This window comes from Nocardia nova NBRC 15556 (genome assembly GCF_001613005.1).
GTDB lineage: Bacteria > Actinomycetota > Actinomycetes > Mycobacteriales > Mycobacteriaceae > Nocardia > Nocardia nova.
On sequence record NZ_BDBN01000021.1, the window covers coordinates 17,315 to 32,959 of the forward strand.

Consider the following 15,645-nt stretch of genomic DNA (forward strand, 5'->3'; position numbering starts at 1 on the left):
TGCCGCTCGCGCGCACGACACATTCGCCAGTATTTTCGAACATGGTTGCTGAGCAGTGTTTTCGCGGAAACGGGGCACTCGACATCACATTCCTTCATTTCGAAAACTCGCCGTGAAACTTCCATTTCGAAGCCGCCGGACGGCGCGAACACTTCGGGTAGCGCACCCTCGGGGTCGGCGTTATGCTCGTGCGCGAATTTCGAAATCGTCTGGCGGTCCGCGCATTCGAGTCAGCCGTGCACAGCGGAAGGTGGGGGAACTGTGCCATCTCCGCACATGTGGATGTGGATCCGGAAGTATCGATAGTGACCTATTCAGTCAATTCGCAGCAGGCGCCCGGGGGCGCCGCCACATCCCGGCCACCGCGACGAGTACCGGCCTTTCTCCTTCCCGCGACGATCTGTGTCTTCGTCGGCGCCGCGGCTTGCCTGGCCATGCTCCGGTTCGCGCCCGAGACCGAACGAGTGGCCTCGGCCGTCGCCGCCGGGGTCGTGGGCCTGGCCTTGGCCGTGACGTCGGGATTCGCCGGTCACTACCGTGACCGGGCGATTCGCTATCGTGAGGCCAACGATCGCGCCGAGCGTGCGGTCGCGAACTACGTCGCCGAGAGCGAGGCGCGCCTGGCAGCCGCCCACGATACCGCGGTCGCGGCGGGGCGGGAGGCGGGCGGCAGCGAGAACCGCCGGGTGGCCGCGATGGCGGCGTTCGCCGGCGCCGCCGGGCGGATGCAGGCGATGACCACCTCGATGCTGGCCGAACTGCGCGAAATGGAACATCGGCACGCCGATCCGTCGGTGCTGGCCGATCTGCTGACCCTCGACCATCGCACCGCACAGGCCGGACGCCTGGCCGACAGCATCGCGGTGCTCAGCGGCGCCCGCTCGGGCCGGCGGTGGGCGAAACCCATTGCGATGGAATCGATTCTGCGCGGCGCCATGGGTCGCGTCGCGGGCTACCGCCGGGTGCGCCTGCGCGCGGTCGCCGAAATCGCGATCGCCGGTCATGCCGCCGAGGGCGTCATGCACGCGCTGGCCGAGCTGATCGACAACGCCTGCAATTTCTCCCCGCCCACCACCGAGGTCCACGTCTACGCCGCCGAAGTGCCGGCCGGCGTCGTCGTCACCATCGAGGACAGCGGACTGGTGATGAGCGAATCCGCCCTGCGCCGCGCCGAACAGGCGGTGTCCGGCACCCGGACGGCACGCGGAGCGGATACCGATCTGTCCTCGCTGACCGGCACCCGGCTCGGGCTCGCGGTGGTCGGCAATCTGGCGCGCAAACATGCGCTCACCGTGTCGTATCGCCCGTCGGCGATCGGCGGCACGGCGGTCGTCGTCGTGGTCCCGCGCGATCTGACCACGCGCCTGGACCGCTCCCCCGGCTCCACCGCGACGATCGAACTGCCGCCCGCCGCGCGGGTCGCGACCCCGGCCGCCCTTCCGGCGAGTCCGTTCGGACCGCCCGTCACCGACGACCGGGACGCCGACGCCACCACCGCGGCCGCGAAACACTCTGCCACGCAGGCGGTTCCGGACCCCGAGCGGTCGGCCGAACCCTTACCGAAACGCCGCCGCGGCAGCACTCTCGCCGCAGTCCATCCCGACGGCCTGCGCAGCGCCGCCGTCGAGGATTCGGCCTACCCGCGGACGCGGCCGTCGGCCCTCGGCGCCTTCCAGCGCGCGGTCTCGGCCCCGGATTCCCCCTCCCCTTCGATTGCCCTGGAGAACGATCGATGACCACTTCGGTACCGGCGCACCTGGATTGGCTCCTGGACCAGCTGCTGGCCCGCACCCCGCACAGCCGGCACGCCCTGCTGCTGTCCAGCGACGGTCTCAAGATCTGCCACACCCCGGAACTGTCGGTGGACAAGGCCGATCAGCTGGCCGCGATCGCGGCCGGAATCCAGAGCCTCTCGCACGGCGCCTCGGTGGAATTCGGCGACGGGCGCAGTGGCGTGCGGCAGTCGATGACGGAGTTCTACGGCGGCATCCTGTTCATCGTCGAGGCCGGATTGGGCGCCCACATCGCGGTCGTCGCCGATGCCGAGGCAGATGCCGGGCTGGTCGGCCACAACATGAGCGAACTGGTCGAACAGCTCGGCGAACACCTCTCCGCCGCGCCGCGCGGCCCGCGGCCGTGAGGCGGGCGCGATGACCAGGCCGGGCCGCGACGACACCCCGGACCGGCTCTACACCCTCACCGGCGGCCGCAGCCACCCCGATACCGACGCCTTCGATCTGGTGACACTCGTGGTGGCCGAATCGGAGCCGGCCCCGGGGATGCAGTCCGAGCAGGTCGCGATCCTCGAGATCTGCCGGGCGCCGACGGCCGTGGTCGAGATCGCCGCCGAGCTGCGGCTGCCGGTCGGCATCACGATGGTGTTGCTGGCCGACCTGCTCGACGCCGGAAAGATCACCGTGCGCCACCCGCATTCCGCGCCCGCGTGGGAGCCGTGGAATGCCCTGCCCGACACCGAAATACTGGAGAAGGTGCTCGTTGGACTCCGCAACCTCTGATCCCCTCCGCACCGGATTCGGCGACCGTCCGGCCCGGGCCCAGGCGCCGCTGGCCGACACCGCCCGGCACGGGCTCAAGGTCGTCATCGTCGGCGGTTTCGGCGTCGGTAAAACCACCATGGTCCGCGCGGTCAGCGAGATCCGCCCGCTCGACACCGAGGCGACGATGACCTCGCTGGGCATCGGCATCGACGATCCCACCGGCGCACCGGCCAAATCCACCACCACGGTCGCCTTCGACTTCGGCCGCATCACCATCGACGCGGAACACGTCCTGTATCTGTTCGGCGCACCGGGGCAGGAGCGCTTCTGGTTTCTGTGGGACCGGTTGTTCACCGGCGCGCTGGGCGCGATCGTGCTGGTCGACCCGCGCCGGATCACCGACTCCTGGTACGCCATCGACCGGCTCGAACATCAGCAGACCCCGTTCGTGGTGGCGTGCAACATCTTCGGGCCTGCCGGCCACGACGACACTCAACTGCGTGCCGCCCTGGATCTGGATCCGCACGTGCCACTGGTGGAATGCGATGCGCGCTCGCGGGATTCGGGCAAGCGGGTGCTGATCGCCCTCGTCGAACATCTGCACGCCGCCGGCCTGCGGGCCGCCGCCCGGGGAGCGGCCCGATGAACGCGCCGCAGGCCGGTCTCAGCGCCGATGGTTGCCCGGTCTCGCCCGCCGATCCGATGCCGTTGAGCGGCCCGCGTTTCCACACCGACCCGCACGAGTTGTACCGGGAGATGCGGCGGGCCCACGGCCCGGTGGTCTCGGTGGAACTGCCCGGCGGAATTCCGGCCTGGCTGGTGATCGGTTATCGCGAAGTTCACCAGGTCACCAGCGATGCGGAACTGTTCCCGCGCGATGTGGCGCGCTGGAATCAGTGGCCGAACATCCCCGAGGACTGGCCGCTGCTGCCGATGGTCGGCCGCCCGATGCCGTCGATCTACTTCACCGCCGGGGCCGAGCATCTGCGGCATCTGGCCATGGTCGAGCCCGCGCTCGAACAGGTCGACCCGTTCGGATTGCGCAGGGCCTGTGAGGATCTGGCCGATCAGCTGATCGACCGCTTCTGCGGGCGCGGCACCGCCGACCTGATCGCGGAATTCGCCGAACCACTGCCGGTGCTGGCGCTGGCCTGGGTGATCGGATTCCCCGACGATCAGGGTGCGGATCTGGCCTGGACCATGAAGACCCTCGCCGACGGTGGCGCCGAGGCGCAGGCGGCCTACGGCCGATTCGCCGACCATATGCAGCGACTCGTCGCGATGAAGAAGTCGCGCCCGGGCAACGATCTCACCTCGCGGATGCTGCACTCGCCCGAACGGTTCAGCGACGAGGAATACGCGCTCGATCTGATGGCCGTCACGGCCGCGGGCCAGCTGCCGACCAGCGACTGGCTCGGAAATTCGGTGCGGCTGATGCTCACCGACGATCGCTTCGCGGCCGCCCTCGGCGGTGGCCGCCACAGCATCGGGCAGGCGATGAACGAGGTGCTGTGGGAGGACACCCCCACCCAGATCCTGGCCGGGCGCTGGGCCTCGCGCGACACCCGGCTGGCCGGCAAGACCATCCGGCGCGGCGATATGCTGCTGCTCGGCCTAGCGGGCGCGAACGCCGATCCGCATGTGCGCCAAGATCTTTCCGATTCCCTCGCACCCGCGCACAGCGGCAACAGCGCGCATTTCGCGTTCAGTTACGGCGAATACCGCTGCCCCTTCCCGGCCCAGCAGATCGCGGAGATCATCGCGCGCACCGGGATCGAAGTGCTGCTGGATCGGCTGCCGGATCTCGACCTCGCCGTCGCCGCCACCGAACTGACTCGCCGGCCGTCGCCGTTCCTGCGCGGAATGACGTCGCTGCCGGTCACCTTCACACCCGTTCGTACCGTGGGAGGTACCCCGTGAATGCCAGTTGCCCGCATGCCGCACCGCTCGTGATCGATCCGATGGTCGGCGACCTCGGCGGTGAGACCGCCCGATTACGCGATGCCGGACAGCTGACCCGGATCGAACTGCTGGGGGTGCCGGCCTGGACCGTCACCGGCCACACCCTGGCCCGGCAGTTGCTCATCGACCCGCGGCTGGTCAAGGACATCAACTCCTGGTCGCTGTGGCGCGACGGCGTGGTCACCCGGCAGTGGCCGCTGATCGGCATGATCGACGTCGGGGTCTCGATGTTCACCGTCGACGGCCCCGAACACCGCCGCCTGCGCATCAAGACCACCCAGGCGCTGACCGCGCGCCGCCTGACCTCCCTGCGCCCGTTCATCGAATCGACCGTCGCCGCACTGCTGGACGATCTGACCGCCGCCGGCGACGGCACGGCCGACCTGAAATCGGTCTTCGCCTATCCGCTGCCGATGCGCGTGATCAGCGAGCTCATGGGCGTCGACCACGCCGATCATCCGATGCTGCTCGACTGGTACAAGGCGTTCTTCTCCCTGCTCACCCCGCAGGACGAGCGGCTCGCGGTGATCGAGCGAATGGGCGAGTACTTCACCGAGATGGTGCGCAAGAAGTCCGCCGACCCGGCCGACGACCTGACCAGCGCGCTGATCCTGGCCACCGACGGTGGCGAACCGCTCAGCGAGGCCGAGGTGGTCGGCAATCTGCAGGCGCTGGTCGCCGCCGGGCACGAGACCACGGTGTCGCTGATCCTCACCACCGTGCGCGCCCTGCTCACCCATCCGGAGCAGTTCGAGCTGGTGCGCTCGGGGCAGATCGATTGGGAGACAGCGATCGAGGAGACGCTGCGCTGGGACGGTCCGGTGACACATCTGCTCATGCGGTTCGCGACCGAGGACATCACCGTCGGCGACACCGTCATCGAACGCGGCGAGGGGGTGGTGATGTCGTATCGGGCCATCGGCCGCGACACCACGGTGCACGGCGCCGACGCCGACGCATTCGACATCACCCGGCCGACGGCCAAGCGCCACATCAGTTTCGGTCACGGACCGCACATCTGCCCGGGTGCCGCGCTCGCCCGGCTGGAAGCGTCGATCGCACTGCCCGCGCTGTTCGAACGGTTCCCGCAGCTGTCGTTGGCCGTACCGGTGGAGGAGATTCACAACCTTCCCGTGCTGACGCAGAACGATTTGGCCCAGTTCCCGGTCCGGCTCGGCGACTGAGTTCCGCGCGCGACACCAGGGCCGCGCTACCGAAATTTTCGGTAGCGGATTGCTATCGTCGATGACCGGCCCAGTCGTGCGCGAAAACTCAACCGAGAAGGGGCGTGATGTTCGGGCAGCTGCGATCGCGCAAACCCGTCGTGCCCGTCCGAACCCTGATTGCCGTTGCGGCAGTGGGGATTTCCGCGACCGTCACCGCCCTCTTCGGTGGCCTACCGCACTCCGCCGCCCCCGGCCTCGTCGGCCGCGAGGACCAGTGGACCGCCGTGCACGACGGCCCTCAGCAATATCCGGACGTCCATCTGGACTCCGATGTGCCGATCCGGATGAGCGACGGGATCGTGCTGAAGGCCGACGTGTACCGGCCGGTCGACGCCTCCGGCGCGGTGGTCGCCCAGCCGCTGCCGACCATCGTCAATCTCACGCCCTACACCAAGCTGATGACCGATCTGGTCGGCTCGGCGGTGGAGAATCCCGCACTGCAGCCCCTGGTCATGTCCCTGGTGCGGCAGATCAACCTCTCCGGCACCCCGATCAGCAGCTTCGGCGATCTGCTGCACGCCCTCGACGGCGGCACCGTGCCGACCGTCCTCGGCCTGGACCGCAATCTGATTCGCAGCGGCTACACGCTGGTGGTCGCCGATGTGCGCGGCACCGGACAGTCCCAGGGCAATTGGGAGACCCTGGGCGCGCGGGAACAGCTCGATACCCGCGAGGTGATCGATTGGGCTGCGGCACAACCGTTCTCGAACGGCAAGGTGGCGATGAGCGGCGGCTCGTACGCGGCCATCAATCAACTGCGAGCGGCGGAGGACGCCCCGGCGGCGCTGCGCGCCATCTTCCCGGTGGTGCCCGGCAGCGATCTCATGCGTGACGTGGTGGCGCCGGGCGGCGGCGTCGGCACCACCTTCCTGCCGATGTGGCTCCAAACGGTCAATCAGCTCAAGCTGATCCCCGATCTGAAGGCGATCCTCAACGGAACCTTCGACTGGAAATGGCTCAGCGCCCGGGTGGCGGATCCGGCCACCAATGTGGACCTGCTCGCTCAGGCCCTGTTGACGCCGTCGATGGACGATATGCCGCCCGCCCTCTCGGATGCACTGGACTCCGGTAGCGATTTCCGCCAGGCCCTCACCGGACATCCGGAACGAGTTACCGTGCCCACCTTCGTCTACGGCGGCTGGCACGACATCTTCGCCAACAGCGCCACCAAGATCTACCAGGCCATCCCGCTGCCGGCCGGGCGGAAACAACTCGTGGTCGGCGACACCTATCACGCCAATCCCGGTGCCGGCACCGGCGTACCCGGCGCCCCGCCGCGGCTCGAGGTGTTGCAGCGAGCGTGGTTCGACAAGTGGCTCAAGGACATCGACAACGGTATCGACAGCTACGGCCCCATCGTGCTGAAGGAGCAGGGCGGCGGCTGGGTGACGCTGCCGCAGTATCCGCAGCCTGGAGCCGACCACCGCCGGGTCTACCTGACCGCCGGGCCCAGCGGCACCACCGATGCGGCGGTGCACGACGGGTCGTTGAGCGCACAGCCGCCGGCCGAGGTCGCCACACTCACCGTGGCGCCGGGACTGGCGACCCTCTGCTCCCGGGACGCGGCCCAAGGTTCGGCCGGTTCCGCGGCGATGCTCGATGCCTGCGCCAAGGACTCCCGGGTCGCCGAACACGACGCGCTGACCTTCACCAGCGCCCCGGTCTCCGCGCCGACCGCCATCTCCGGGCCCATCGACATCCACCTCGAGACCGTGCAGGACGCCACCGACGGATTCTGGAGCGCCACCGTCAACGACGTCGCGCCCGACGGCACCTCCACCGCACTGACCACCGGACAGCTCACCGTCTCCATGCGCGCCGTCGACGATGCCCGCAGCAGCCGATCCGCCAACGGCGACTACACGATTCCGTTCCATCTGCTCACCGCCGCGGCGCGGCAGCCGGTGACACCCGGCGAACCCGTGGGCCTCGACATCGCGGTGATCCCGACCCAGGCTCGGCTGCAGATCGGGCATCGGCTGCGGATCGACCTGTTCGCGGCCAATGCGCCCAAGGCCATGCCGTTCCGCCCGATGCTCAACGATTCCGAGCTCAAGCCCCAGCATCTGCGCCTGGATCCGAACGCACCGAGTTACGTCAATCTGCCCACCGATCGGCCCATCGGCTGAATTACCCAGTGTCCGAACAGTTTTCGCGCCGCACCCGAGTTTCGGTACCGCCCGCCGGTTAACGTCGCGCAGTCGACGGTCGATAATGACCGCGAGAAGCCGGTGCGCACCGACGTCGCACCGCTCGGCGGGGAGGTGCGGCTGATGTCCGGAGAACAACCACAGGGCGCTGCGGGTCCGGTGGAATTCGCGACCGTGGGCCTGGGTTGGGACCCCGCCCGCGGCCGGCGCTGGTTCGGCGCCCGCCGCACCGCGATCGACCTCAACGCGGCCGCCGTCCTGCTGGCCGGCGACGACCCGGTGGAGGTGGTGTATCACCAGCACCTGATCTCCGCCGACGGTGCGGTGCGACTGCTCGGCGACAGCGTCAACGGCGAGGACGAGGGCGACGACGAGATCATCACCCTCGACCTGACCCGGGTGCGCCCCGAGATCACCGGCGTCGTCGTGGTCGTCACCTGTTACAGCGGCCAGACCTTCGCCGAGGTCGAGAACGCGCGCTGCCGCGTCACCGCCGGTGACGGCATCGTGCTCGCCGATCGCGACCTCGGCGCGGGCGGCGATACCGGCATGGTGGTGGGAGTTTTCCGCCGCGGGCGCCACGGCTGGGAATTCCGCGAGATCGCCGCCGGAATCGCCGCCGCACATCCCGTCGAAGCGCTACCCCACCTCGCCGGCCTGCTGCGCTGACGCGCTCAGTGGACCTGTCGCTCCGAATCGCCCCAATACTGTTTGCGCAGTTCGCGTTTGAGGATCTTGCCCGCACCGGAGACCGGCAGGGCGTCGACCAGCTCGATGGTGCGCGGGGTCTTGTAGCCGGCGATCGATTGCTTGGCGTGGTCGCGGATCTCCTCGACCGTGACCGTGGCGCCGGGATGGCACACGATCACCGCGTGCACCCGCTCGCCCCATTCCTCGTCCGGGACACCGATCACCGCACACGCGGCCACCGACGGATGTCCTGATACGGCGTTCTCCACCTCGGCGGAGTACACGTTCTCGCCACCGCTGACGATCATGTCCTTCATCCGGTCGACGATGTAGACGTACCCCTCGTCGTCCATGTAGCCGCCGTCGCCGGTGTGCATCCAACCGCCCCGCAGCGCCGCCGCGGTCTCCTCGGGCCGGTTCCAGTAACCGAGCATCACATGCCCGCCGCGGACCAGGATCTCGCCGACCGTGCCGCGCGGCACCTCGTTGTCCTCGGCATCGGCGACGCGCACCTCGGCATGCGGGGCCGCGCGGCCCGCCGAACGCAATCGGCCGGCCAGGTGGTCCTCGGGGCCGAGAAGTGTTGCCACGGGCGACAATTCGGTCATTCCGTAGGCCTGGGCGAAGCGCGCCTGCGGGAACGCCCGCATGGCACGCTCGAGCACGGCCTGCGCGATCGGCGAGGCCCCGTAGACGATGCCGCGCACACTGGACAGATCGAAGTCGCGCACCCGCGGGTGGTCGACGATCATCTGGATCATCACCGGTACCAGCAGCGTATCCGTAACCTGGTGATCGGCAATCGCTTTCATCACCGCGACCGGATCGAAGGCCGGAACCATCACCTGGGCGCCACCCATCATGATCTGGGTGACACAGCCGGCCAGATCGGCGAGGTGGAACATCGGGGCGGCGTGCAGATAGCGAGCGCCGGGTTGCGCCAGATATCCGGTGGACAGACTGCCCAGCCCCGAGATCTGCAGTCCGGCGTGGCTGAGCACCACACCCTTGGGGTGACCGGTGGTCCCGCCGGTATAGAAGATTCCGGCCGGTGCGTCACCGCCGCGGCGAACATCCTCGACGGGGTCCGCGCCCGCGATCAGTTCCTCGTACGACAGCATGCCGTCGGGCGCGGGACCGTCACCGCAGTGGATCACGGCGCGCAGCACCGGCGCGGCCGCCCGCAGCGCGGGCACCATCGCGGCGAAGGTGTCGTCGACCAGCAGGACCGCCGTCTCGGAATCCTCCAGCGAATAAGCGATTTCCGCCGGACTCCAGCGAATGTTGACCGGATTGAGCGCTGCCCCGGCCCACGGCACGGCCAGCACGTACTCCAGATACCGATCACTGTTGAGCGCCAGAATCGCGACCCGATCACCCTCGCCCACACCCAGCTGCCGCAACGCCGCGGCGAGCCGCGCGACCCGGTCGGCGCCCTCGGCGAAGGTGCGAACACGATCGCCGCAGATCGACATGACCCCGTCGGGGTTCTGCTGAACGGCCCGGTGCAGGCCCTGAGTGAGATACATGCGCGTCTCTGCTTTCTGCCTTCGCTTCGCTCCGGCGGGGTCTCGGCCTCTTGGCCTCGATTTTTCCCTCCTCCGCTCAGTCGCTGCGCTCCCTCGCTCCGTCAGTCCAAAATCGAGGCGGCCGAGCCCCACGGAGGAACTCCGATGAGTGTCGTACGCCACAGGCTGGGCAGCCATGGATTTCGCGTCGAAGTTCGGGGGCTGGGATTTGTTGGTTTCTCCAAAGTCGCGTCGTATTCTCGGGCCTGTCATGACTGAGTCGTCCGAGTCCTCGAGTGCCCCGCGGCAACGCTTGCTGGCGCGGATGCGGGCCGAGCGCGACGCCCTCGCCGCCCGCATCGTCGACCGGGCCCGCGCCGAGATTCCGGATTACCGCACGATCGATGCGGCCGATCTGCTGCCGACGACGATGGCGATCATGGACCGGCTGTTCGCCTCCCTCGCCGGTACGGCCGATGTCGAATCGTCCGAAGGCACCCGGCTGACCGATTACGGCCGGATCCGCGCCACGCAGGCGGTGTCCATGGAGGCGCTGCTACGCGCCTGGCGCCTGGCCGAACGCCTGCATCTCGAGACGCTGAGCGCGGTGGCGGCCGAATGCGGCGCCGACGACGCGGTGCTGTTCGAGATCACCCGTGATCTGCTCGAATTGGTCGACGATGCGACGGCCTCGTTCTCCGACGCCCACCACGAGGTCGAGCGCACCCGAGCTGGTCACGACCGCATCCAGCGCGCGGAATTCACGCGGGCCGTGCTGGCGGGCACGATTTCGGCCACCGAGCTGACATTGGGCATCCAGCGCTACGGCCTGCGCGCCGACGCCGACTATCGCGCCTTCCGCGCCCGCGCCGACGCGGCGCCGCCGACCGAATTCGACCGTCTGCTGCGACCCCAGGGCGCGGATTACGCCTTCCGCACCGTGATCGACGGCGACTATGCCGGGTTCACCGATCGCACGATCCACATTCCGGGTGCGGCACTGCTGGCGTTCGGACCACCGCGCCCGCTCGCCGAGGCCCCGCGGTCGTTTCGGCTGGCGGGCCGCGCCCTGGCCACGGCGGCCGCGCTCGGCCATACCGGGACCTGTGAATTCGACAGTCTCGGCCTGCTTCCGGGCGTCGCCGCCGATCCCGAACTCGGCGCCGAACTCGTGCGTCGCTATCTCGCGCCGCTGGGCAGCGGCGGCTCGGCCGCGACGCTGATCGACACCGTGACGGCGTATCTCGATACCGGCATGCGCATCGAGGCGACCGCACAGCGACTGATCGTGCATCCCAATACGGTCCGCTATCGCATCGGCCGTTTCGAGGAGCTGACCGGGTGCGATCTGCGCCGGGCGCACACGGGTGCGCAGGTGTGGTGGGCGATTCAATACGACCGTCTGGTACGGCCTGGCGCAACGAATTTCGCGTCTGCGAATTAGTGAAGTTTCCCCCGAAATGCCGTGCGGTTGCTCCGGGGTGGCTTAGGCTCTGACTGCCTCGATAGCTCGGGGCTTGCAGAGCGGGTCGCCATGCCCACAGCGTCCCGCTGTCGCAACATCAGGTCAGGTGGGGGCTGCGTCCCCGACAGCCCCCATCGCCCCTGAACAACACCGTAGTGTGAAACATCGATAAATCGAGGGACAGTATGCGCGGATTCCACGCCCCGTCGCCCGCCGAACGATTGCTGGCCGAGATCTACGAGGCCGGATACACCTCCGTCGATGACTTCATCGATCGACTACGGTTTCGCCCGCGCCACGCCGCGCCGGAACCGGCCCGTCACGCCGCGGTGATCGACCCGTTCACCGACACCATCGAGCTGCAACTCGACATCCCCGATGCGGCGGATTCCCTTGCGGGCATGACACATTGGTATCCGGAGTTCGATGCGGACGTCGAGGTCGACCCCAGCGCCGACACCACGGAATTCCCTGCGGTGCAGCGCATCTGGGTCGTCCCGGAACGCCACGCGAGCTGACCGGTCGCACCGGCCCGGCCCGCCGCTACATCTGCGGTAGCGAATCTCCCTGCACCAGTTCGATATCCAGCTCGATCTTCACGGTGGTGCCCACCGCGGCCACACCGGCGCGCACGACGGCGTTGTAGTCGATCGCGAAATCGTTGCGGTGCAAATGGGTCTCGGCATGGAATGCGGCGCGGACCCCGCCCCACGGGTCGGGTCCCGACCCGCCGTAGGTCAGGTCCAGCTCCACCGGGCGGCGCTGACCGTGCAACTCCAGTTCACCGGGCATCACCCAGGTGTCGGCGCCGGTGCGCCGCAATCCGGTTCCGGTGAATCCGATCAGCGGGTAGCTCTCGACATCGAGGAAGTCGGCCGAGCGCAGATGGTCGTCGCGCATCCCGATTCCGGTGTCGATGCTGGCCGCCTTGATCTCGGCGAAACCCGTTGTCTGCTCGAAGTTCCGGGCCACGTCCAGCCGTCCGCCGACCTCGGCGAACCGCGCCTTGATACTCGCGATGCCGAGGTGGCGGGCGGTGGCCACGACCGTGGAATGCACCGGGTCGATGGTCCACGGGCCCGGTGCCGGCGTGCCGAGGGAATTCGCCTCCGACTGCAACGCCACCGCACCCAATTGCCCGCTGCCGGAAGCCGATATCCGCGCGATCTGCGCCACCGGCTGATAACCGGGGGCGGTCACCACCGCGGTGTGCATACCGGCGGGCAGCGGCTCGGTCGCCGCGGCCCCGGTTTCGTCGGCCACCGCACGGGCGAGCTGACGACCGTTCAGATCGGTCACGGTCAGCAGCGCACCCGGCACCGGCCAGCCATCGGAATTGCGAACCTGTGCGGTCAAACCGCTCATGCCTGCGCCTCGCTGACGCTCGGCTCCGGCATGCGCGGGGCGCCCTGTGACATTGATTCGCTCGCAAGCTCGCTCATGACAGCTCCGTGTTCTGATCGACACCACTGGGCTCGACACCATTGTGCCGGACCCCGTTCCGTTCTCCGTTCGTCGCGGCACCGTTGGTGCCGGAGACTCCGGCGGGCCCGGCGGCCGGGCGCTCGCCCTCGTCACCGTCGTCGTAACCCAGCCGGACATCGTGCTCGACCTCGCCGCCGCCGACGGCGACCCGGCTGGTCACCGGCGGATATCCGCGCGCGACCACCGTGTACTCACCCTCGCTGAGGTCGGTCAGTACATACTGCCCGTTCTCGTCGGTGCGAGTGGTCCCGATCGGGGTTCCGGAGCGATCCAGCACCGTGACCTCCGCGTCCGGCACCGCACCGCCGTCGGCGAGCACGGTCCCGGTCAGCACCGCCATCGGCGAGAGCTCGATGTCGTGGTGCAGCAGGCCACTGTCGGGCACGACCAGCGCGGTCGCGCTCGGGCGCATGTGTTCGGCCACCGCGACCAGGGTGTAGGTCCCCGAGACCACACCGTGGCAGAGGTAGTTGCCGGACTCGTCGGTGACGGCCGCGCCCACCACTTCACCACGCAGATCGGTGAGGGTGACGGTCGCACCGGCCAGCGGCTGACCCGTCACAGTGGTCCGGACCGTGCCCGACAGCTCGCCCGAACCCTGCAGGGTCAGGTCGAGGCGCTGAGTGCGGCCGTCGGCGGTGACATTGACCGCGGCGGGCTGGTGACCGTTCGCGGAGACGATCAGCACATAGTTGCCCGCGCCGGGCGGCTCGATCGAGTAGCGACCGCCGCTGTCGCCCGTCGAACGCGAAACCTGGTGTCCGCGTTGGTCGATCAGTGTCAGCGCGGCGCCCGCGACCGGTCGGCCGTCGGCCCGCTGCACCTGCCCGCCGATGGCGTGGCCGCTGCCGTGGGAGTTGACGACAGGAGTGTTTGTCATCGCCGAAACCTCCGCAATTCGATGTGATTCGTGCCCGTTGGCCGCGGCGTGCCGACCCGCCGCCGCAACGGCGGCGAGAACCGGTTCGGGCTCGGAGAGCGCCTGGGCGGCACCCTCCCACACCTGGTTCTCGGCCCATTCGGCTTCGGCCGTCTCGACCGGATCCTTCGGCGCCGGGGCGGGCGCCGAAGCATCCTGCAGCGGAATCTCTTTCATGAACATCATGACGATGCAGGCCAGCAGGGCCACGCCCGCCGCGGCGTAGAAGACGCCGTGCATCGAGTTGGTGAATCCGATCAGGATCGGGTCCTTGATCTGCTGCGGCAGCGCGCCGATTCCGGCGGTGTTGGCCTGCAACTGGTTCAGCTTGCCGGCGTCCAGTCCGGGCGGCAGGTGACCGCCGAAGGCATCGGTGATCTTGTGCGGCAACAGATTGAACAGAATCGTCAGGAAGACCGCGACACCCAGTGTGCCGCCGACCTGCCGGAAGAATGTCGCCGACGCCGTCGATACACCCATATCCGACCGCGGACCGGCATTCTGCGCCGCGATGATCAACGTCTGCATACAGCAGCCCAAGCCCAGACCGACCAGCGCGCCGATCGCGAGCACCTGCCACATCGCGCTGTCGAAGTGCAACTGGGCGTAGAGCAGCGCGCCCACGGTCACCAGGAAGGTGCCGACCACCGGCAGGATCTTGTAGCGGCCGGTGCGCTTGACGACCTGACCGGAGATCATCGAGCCGATCATGATGCCCAGCACCAGCGGCAGCATCAGCAGACCCGCCTCGGTCGGCGAATAGCCGCGCACCACCTGCAGATACAGCGGCACCATGCTGATCGCGCCGAACATCGCGATACCGACGATGAAACCGCCGATCATCACCACCGAGAAAGTGGAGTTCTTGAACAGCCGCAGCGGAATCAGCGCGGAGTCCTTCATCAGGTACTCCACCCCGATGAACAGCACCAGGCCCACCGCGCCGACGGCGTAGCAGATCACCGAATTGCCGGAACCCCAGCCCCAGGTGCGGCCCTGTTCGGCCACGATCAGCAACGGCACCACACAGATCGCCAGCGCGATCGCACCCCACCAGTCGACATTCAACTTCTGCCGCTGATGCGGGACATTGAGCACCTTGGCCACGACCGCGAGGGCGACCACGCCGATCGGCACGTTCACCAGGAACACCCAGCGCCAGCCGTCGATCCCCCACAGGGTGTCGTAATCGGAGAACAGACCGCCGAGCACCGGGCCGAGCACGGTCGAAGTGCCGAAGACCATCATGAAATAGCCCTGGTAGCGGGCCCGTTCACGCGGCGGGACGATATCGCCCACGATGGTCATGGCCAGCGACATCAGACCACCGGCGCCCAAACCCTGGAACGCCCGGAACGCCGCCAACTCGTACATCGACGTCGCGAACGTACACGCCGCCGACCCCACCACGAAAATACCGATCGCCAGCAAATAAAACGGCTTACGACCATAAATATCGGCCAACTTGCCGTACAACGGCGTCGAAATCGTCGCCGTGATCAAATACGCCGTCGTCGCCCACGCCTGCTGATCGAAACCATGCAAACTATTCGCGATCCGGACAATCGCCACACTCACAATATTCTGATCCAGCGCCGCCAAGAACATCCCCAGCAACAAACCGGACAAAATAGTCAAAATCTGGCGATGCGACAGAGACGGTCGCACGTCCGCCGGCGGCGCGATGGTCGGAGCGTTCGGCTGCGCCGGCGGAGCCTCACTGGTCGAAGTCGTCATGTGTA

At 68.2% G+C, this 15,645-nt stretch carries 13 protein-coding genes; 10 read left to right on the forward strand and 3 right to left on the reverse strand.

Annotated features, from left to right (window positions below):
- Nucleotides 1–305 precede the first annotated feature (305 nt).
- The 8 genes from NN2_RS08895 to NN2_RS08930 all read left to right on the forward strand — a co-directional run bounded on the left by NN2_RS08895 (nucleotide 306) and on the right by NN2_RS08930 (nucleotide 8,505).
- Nucleotides 306–1,736 (forward strand): sensor histidine kinase, encoded by a 1,431-nt coding sequence (locus NN2_RS08895; RefSeq protein ID WP_063012112.1) that lies wholly within the window; start codon nucleotides 306–308, stop codon nucleotides 1,734–1,736.
- The gene (locus NN2_RS08900; protein WP_036506268.1) at nucleotides 1,733–2,140 is read left to right on the forward strand and encodes a roadblock/LC7 domain-containing protein; all 408 of its coding nucleotides are present in this window, start codon (nucleotides 1,733–1,735) and stop codon (nucleotides 2,138–2,140) included. The genes NN2_RS08895 and NN2_RS08900 overlap by 4 nt, the downstream gene beginning before the upstream one ends.
- A gap of 10 nt (nucleotides 2,141–2,150) precedes the next feature.
- Nucleotides 2,151–2,516 (forward strand): DUF742 domain-containing protein, encoded by a 366-nt coding sequence (locus NN2_RS08905; RefSeq protein WP_030516036.1) that lies wholly within the window; start codon nucleotides 2,151–2,153, stop codon nucleotides 2,514–2,516.
- A 49-nt stretch (nucleotides 2,517–2,565) separates the two neighbouring features.
- Entirely contained in the window at nucleotides 2,566–3,144 is a 579-nt protein-coding gene (locus tag NN2_RS08910; protein WP_255401793.1) for a GTP-binding protein, read from the forward strand.
- The gene (locus NN2_RS08915; protein WP_063012116.1) at nucleotides 3,141–4,418 is read left to right on the forward strand and encodes a cytochrome P450; all 1,278 of its coding nucleotides are present in this window, start codon (nucleotides 3,141–3,143) and stop codon (nucleotides 4,416–4,418) included. The genes NN2_RS08910 and NN2_RS08915 overlap by 4 nt, the downstream gene beginning before the upstream one ends.
- On the forward strand, nucleotides 4,415–5,644 hold the full coding sequence (locus tag NN2_RS08920) for a cytochrome P450 family protein (protein ID WP_063012118.1): 1,230 nt from the start codon (nucleotides 4,415–4,417) through the stop codon (nucleotides 5,642–5,644). Before NN2_RS08915 ends, NN2_RS08920 begins: the two co-directional genes overlap by 4 nt.
- Nucleotides 5,645–5,751: 107 nt before the next feature.
- Nucleotides 5,752–7,815, forward strand: a complete 2,064-nt coding sequence (locus NN2_RS08925) for a CocE/NonD family hydrolase (RefSeq protein ID WP_063012120.1) — start codon at nucleotides 5,752–5,754, stop codon at nucleotides 7,813–7,815.
- Nucleotides 7,816–7,917: 102 nt separating this feature from the next.
- Nucleotides 7,918–8,505, forward strand: coding sequence for a TerD family protein (locus tag NN2_RS08930; RefSeq protein ID WP_169812389.1), 588 nt, complete (start codon nucleotides 7,918–7,920; stop codon nucleotides 8,503–8,505).
- A gap of 5 nt (nucleotides 8,506–8,510) precedes the next feature.
- On the opposite strand, the gene NN2_RS08935 is transcribed toward NN2_RS08930, so the two are convergent.
- On the reverse strand, nucleotides 8,511–10,055 hold the full coding sequence (locus tag NN2_RS08935; RefSeq protein WP_063012122.1) for a long-chain-fatty-acid--CoA ligase: 1,545 nt from the start codon (nucleotides 10,053–10,055) through the stop codon (nucleotides 8,511–8,513).
- 250 nt (nucleotides 10,056–10,305) lie between these two features.
- On the opposite strand from NN2_RS08935, the gene NN2_RS08940 reads away from it, so the two are divergent.
- Together NN2_RS08940 and NN2_RS08945 are read left to right on the forward strand one after the other, a co-directional pair.
- Entirely contained in the window at nucleotides 10,306–11,478 is a 1,173-nt protein-coding gene (locus tag NN2_RS08940; protein WP_245658624.1) for a PucR family transcriptional regulator, read from the forward strand.
- Between the two features lie 206 nt (nucleotides 11,479–11,684).
- Nucleotides 11,685–12,017 (forward strand): hypothetical protein, encoded by a 333-nt coding sequence (locus NN2_RS08945; protein WP_063012126.1) that lies wholly within the window; start codon nucleotides 11,685–11,687, stop codon nucleotides 12,015–12,017.
- Between the two features lie 25 nt (nucleotides 12,018–12,042).
- On the opposite strand, the gene NN2_RS08950 is transcribed toward NN2_RS08945, so the two are convergent.
- Together NN2_RS08950 and NN2_RS08955 are read right to left on the reverse strand one after the other, a co-directional pair.
- The gene (locus tag NN2_RS08950; RefSeq protein ID WP_030516045.1) at nucleotides 12,043–12,864 is read right to left on the reverse strand and encodes a YceI family protein; all 822 of its coding nucleotides are present in this window, start codon (nucleotides 12,862–12,864) and stop codon (nucleotides 12,043–12,045) included.
- Nucleotides 12,865–12,937: 73 nt separating this feature from the next.
- Nucleotides 12,938–15,640: an MFS transporter gene (locus NN2_RS08955; protein ID WP_082856839.1), complete on the reverse strand. Its 2,703-nt coding sequence runs from the start codon at nucleotides 15,638–15,640 to the stop codon at nucleotides 12,938–12,940.
- Nucleotides 15,641–15,645 lie beyond the last annotated feature (5 nt).